The sequence below is a fragment of the Micromonospora matsumotoense genome (genome assembly GCF_900091525.1).
Lineage (GTDB): Bacteria > Actinomycetota > Actinomycetes > Mycobacteriales > Micromonosporaceae > Micromonospora > Micromonospora matsumotoensis.
Map to the genome: position 1 here is coordinate 1 of NZ_FMCU01000053.1, position 4935 is coordinate 4935.

The 4935-nt window shown below is 69.7% G+C and carries 2 protein-coding genes and 1 pseudogene; all 3 read right to left on the reverse strand.

All coding sequences use genetic code 11. From position 1 onward, the window contains the following. Positions 1–703: beta-ketoacyl synthase N-terminal-like domain-containing protein (locus GA0070216_RS33495; protein WP_176739279.1), on the reverse strand; the 703-nt coding region annotated here is incomplete at its 3' end. A gap of 42 nt (positions 704–745) precedes the next feature. Then, positions 746–4543, reverse strand: a complete 3798-nt coding sequence (locus GA0070216_RS33500; protein ID WP_245722908.1) for an SDR family NAD(P)-dependent oxidoreductase — start codon at positions 4541–4543, stop codon at positions 746–748. A 48-nt stretch (positions 4544–4591) separates the two neighbouring features. Beyond that, positions 4592–4933 (reverse strand): annotated as a pseudogene (locus GA0070216_RS36785) (acyltransferase domain-containing protein); the annotation flags it as partial. Between the last annotated feature and the right edge of the window lie 2 nt (positions 4934–4935).

A 4935-nucleotide genomic window follows, 5' to 3' on the forward strand; every position in this document is an offset into this window, starting at 1 on the left:
TCACCCCACCCGCCAACGCCATCGAACACTCACCCGCCCGCAACGACTGCACCGCCAAATGCAACGCCACCAACGACGACGAACACGCCGTATCCACCGTCACCGCCGGCCCCTCCAACCCCAGGCAATACGCCACCCGACCCGACACCACACTCAAAGTGTTCCCAGTCAACAGATACCCCTGAAGATCCTCCTGCGACCCCGATCTCAGCGAGGCATACTCCTGGGAAATAACACCGCTATACACACCCACCTGCTCACCACGCAGCGACAACGGATCAATCCCCGCGTCCTCCACCGCCTCCCACGAAACCTCCAGAAACAACCGCTGCTGCGGATCCATCGCCAACGCCTCACGCGGCGAAATCCCAAAGAACCCCGCATCAAAACCCGCCACATCCCCCAAAAAACCCCCCGACCGCACATAAGACGTACCCGCCCTATCCGGATCCGGATCATAAAGACCATCCAAATCCCAACCCCGATCCAACGGAAAACCACCAATCGCATCCCCCCCACCCACCACCAACTCCCACAACTCCTCCGGCGACGACACCCCACCCGGAAAACGACACCCCATCCCCACAATCACGATCGGCTCCGCTGCCGCCGCACGCGTCGACTCCAGTTGCTGACGCGTCTCCCGCAGATCTGCGGTGACGAGCTGCAGATAATCGCGGAGCTTCTGTTCTGTCGCGGCCATGAAACTACCCCCACATCGGGACGGGAAAGCGAGAGGAAAGGCTCAGCCGATTCCCAGTTCGCGGTCGAGCATCGCAAACATCTCGGTGTCTGAATCCGAGACGCCCGCACCGTCCTCGTCGACGGAATCGAGTCGTAGCAGGGCCCGCCGCAATCGTTGCGACAACTGCTGGCGGAGTTCGTCCGGCAACTCGGCGTCCGACCAGGACGACTCCCAGTGGCCGAACTGCGTCATGAGATCGACCTCGTCCGCCTCGGCGTCCCCCGCCGTTTCCCCGATTAGCTCCCCCGCCAGGTGGGCGGCGAGAGCAGCCGGGGTCGGATATCGGAAGACGAGCGTGGGCGGCAGCGAGAGGCCGGTCGCACCCGCGAGACGATTGCGCAGCTCGACCGAGGTGAGGGAGTCGAAGCCGAGATCCTTGAAGGGTCTCTGGGAGTTGACGGTGGTGGTGTGGCCGAGGACGGTGGCGGCCTCGGTCGTGACCAGGTTGAGCAACAGAGCCTGCTGTTCTGCCGGGGTCAGCGCCGTCAGCCGTCCCCGCAGGCTGGTCTCGTCGCCCCGGCCGGCGGCTGCGGCGGCCGGACGCTGCTGCCGGACGCGGATCAGGTCACGCAGCAACGACGGCACCGGGGCACCCACCGCCGGGACGGGCCTGGGCAGCGGCAGGACGTGCGGCAGAGGTGCCGCCAGCGCCTGGTCGAGCAGGGCCAACGCCTGATCGGTGGTCAGCGGGCGCAGGCCGGACCGCGCCATCCGGGTCCGGTCGGCGTCGGTCATGCCCCCGGTCATCTCACTGGCCTGCTCCCACAGGCCCCAGCCGAGCGACACCGTGGGCAGTCCCCGCAGGTGACGCTGCTGTGCCAGCGCGTCCAGGATCGCGTTCGCCGCCGCGTAGTTTCCCTGACCCGCGTTGCCAAACGTGGCCACCGCAGACGAGAACAGGAGAAAGCCCGCCAGGTCCATGTCCTGGGTGAGTTCGTGCAGATGCCACGCGGCGACCGACTTCGCCGCCAGTACCCGTCGCACCTGCGCGTCGCTCAACGTCATGAGCAGACCGTCGTCAAGCACTCCGGCGGCGTGCACCACCGCGGTCACGGGATGCTCGGTCGCGACCCCGTCCAGCGCCGCGGCCAGCGCCGTCCGGTCTGCCACGTCGCACGACACCACGTCGACGTGGGCACCCAGGGCCGTCAAATCGGCCACCAGCCGCCGGGCGCCGGGCGCGTCCACACCACGGCGGCCAAGCAGCAGGAGGTGCCGCACCCCGTACTCGGCGACCAGGTGGCGGGACAGGATCGCGCCCAGCGTCCCGGTGCCCCCCGTCAGCACCACCGTTCCCTCGGGGTTCATCGGGCGAGGCATCCGCAGCACGACCTTGCCCACATGCCGGGCCTGGCTGACGTACCGCAACGCCTCCGGCGTCCGCCTGGCGTCCCACACGGTGATCGGCAGCGGCGACAGCAGACCCTGGTCGAACAGGTCGACCAGCCGGGTCAGCATCTCCCGCAGCAACTCCGGGTCCAACGCCAGCAGATCGAAGGCCCGGTACCAGACGCCCGGGTACGAGGCCGCGACCTGGTCGGGGTCGCGGAGATCGGTCTTGCCCAGTTCGACGAACCGGCCACCGCTCCCGGCGGCGGCCAGCCGTAGCGACGCGTCCGCGAACGGGCCGGTCAGCGAATTCAGCACGACGTCCACGCCGCGCCCCTGCGTCGCGGCCAACCCTCCCTGCGCGAAGTCCAGGGTCCGCGACGAGAACACGTCGCCGTCGGCGACCCCAGCTTCCCGCACCACCTCCCACTTGCCTTCACTCGCGGTCCCCAGCACGCGCGCCCCGAGCCGGTGCGCGATCTGCACCGCCGCCAGCCCGACCCCGCCGGCGGCTGCGTGGACCAGTACCGTCTCGCCGGCCCGCACCCGGCCCAGCTCCACCAGCGCATACCAGGCGGTCAGAAACACGACCGGCACTCCGGCCGCCGTCTCCCACGACCACCCGTTCGGCATCGGCACCACCAGGCGGGCATCCGTCACCACGACCGAGCCGGCGCCGCCCGCAACGATCCCCATCACCCGGTCGCCCACGCTCAGGCCCGGGACATCCGGACCGACCTCGATCACCTCTCCCGACATCTCGATGCCCACGCCCTCAAGGTGCGGCACCAGGCCGAGGGAGACCACCACGTCCCGGAAGTTGATCCCCACGGCCCGCGTGCGCACCCGGATCTGCCCCGGCATGAGGCGGTCGTCGGTGCCGGGGTGGGCGGCGAGGGTGAGACCGTCCAGCGTTCCCCGCTCGGACGCCTCCAGCCGCCACTCGCCTTCCGTCGGCAGCTTGAGCGCCTGATCGGCCGGGGCGAGTCGGGCGGCACGCACGGTGTGCCGCCGCAGAGCCAGTTGCGGTTCCCCGGCCACCGAGGCCGCCGCAGGAAGCAGACCCAGGGAACAGCTGTCGCTGTCCACCAGCAGAATGCGGTCGCTCGCGTCCTCCTGCTGGGCCGAACGCAGCAGGCCCCAGGCCCCGGCGGTGTCGGGATTCTCGACGACGTCACCGGCGTCCACGGCGATCGCACCGCGGGTGAGGACGAGCAGTCGTCCCGTCGCCCAACAGGTGCGGTGGAGCCACTCCCGCACCGCATCCCGCACATCCTGCACGAAACCGACCCCGTCGGGTCCGGGGGCCGTCGGCAACGCCAGCACGGTCACCGCAGGGGCGGGGGTCAGCCCGGAGGTGACGGCATCGGCCAGTTCCGCGACCGAGTTCCAGGACCGCAGCGCCGCTTTGCCGCCCACCACGGCGGGGTCCAGGCCACCGACGACGGCCCACTCCCCGGCGAGAAGCGCGGTGGGCAGGGCGATCTCCGGCCACTGCAGGCGGTACAGGTCGGCCCCGGCAGGCGACGTGCCGCTGGGCAGGCTGTCGGTGCGGATCGGACGCAGCACCAGGGCGTCCACGCTCAGCACCGGCCCCCCGACGAGATCCGTCACCTGCAGACACACCGCGTCCTCACCGACGAGGGTGATCCGGGCCCGGACCTCGCGCGCCCCGGTAGCGTGCAGGCGCACCCCCGACCACACGAACGGCAGCCGCGGTACGTCGTCGGGGAACCAGCCACCCGCGCCTATCGCGTGCAACACGGCGTCCAGCACCGCCGGATGGATGCCGAACCCGTCGCCGCTGACCGGTTGCTCGGGTAGTCCGACCTCCACCAGCACCGTGTCTCCCGTGCGCCAGATCCCTCGTACGCCCCGGAACGCCGGCCCGTACTCGTACCCCGCAGATGCCCGCTGCTCGTAGAAGGACGCCACGTCGGCACCGTCCACGAGCTGCTCCGCGCCGGCCGTGGACCAGACCGGGGACGGTTCGGCGGCGACCTGGCCCTCGGCGGCGAGGATGCCGGTGGCGTGCAGGGTCCATTCCTGTTCCGGCGTGGTGTCCGGGCGGGCGTGCACACTGACGCGGTGCTCGCCCCGCTCATCGGCACCCGCGACCGAGACCTGTACGACCATCGCACCCTGCTCGGGCAGCAGCAGCGGACTCTGCAGGGTCAGCTCCCGCAGCACGTCGCACCCCAACTGGTCACCGGCGCACACTGCCAGATCAACGAAGGCCGTACCCGGCAGCAGGACCGAGCCCAGCACCGCGTGGTCGGCGAGCCACCCGTGGGATCGCAGCGACAGCCGTGCGGTGAAGACGACGCCACCCGGGCCCGCCAGCTCCATGCCCAGACCCAGCAGTGGATGAGACGACGTCAGCGCTCCCCAGCGCGACGCGTCGCCGGTCCGGCTGGTGTTCGCCGGCCAGTAGCGCTGGTGTTGGAAGGGATACGTCGGCAACCCCACCACACGCCCCGCAGGCAACACCCGACCCCAATCCACCTCCACACCACACACAAACGCCTCAGCCGCCGAACGCACCAACCGATCCACCCCACCATCACCCCGCCGCAACGACCCCACCACCACAAACTCCCCACCCACACCATCCACAATCTCCTGCAACGCCGGCACCAACACCGGATGCGCACTCACCTCAACAAACGCCACACCCCCCGCACCCACCGCCGCCCCCACCGCATCCGAAAACAACACCGTCTGCCGCAAATTCCTATACCAATAATCCGCATCCAACCCCCCAGTATCCAACCACCCACCAGTCACCGACGAATAAAACGCCACCCCACAAGACCGCGGACGAACACCCGCCAACTCCACCCGCAACCGCCCCTCCACCC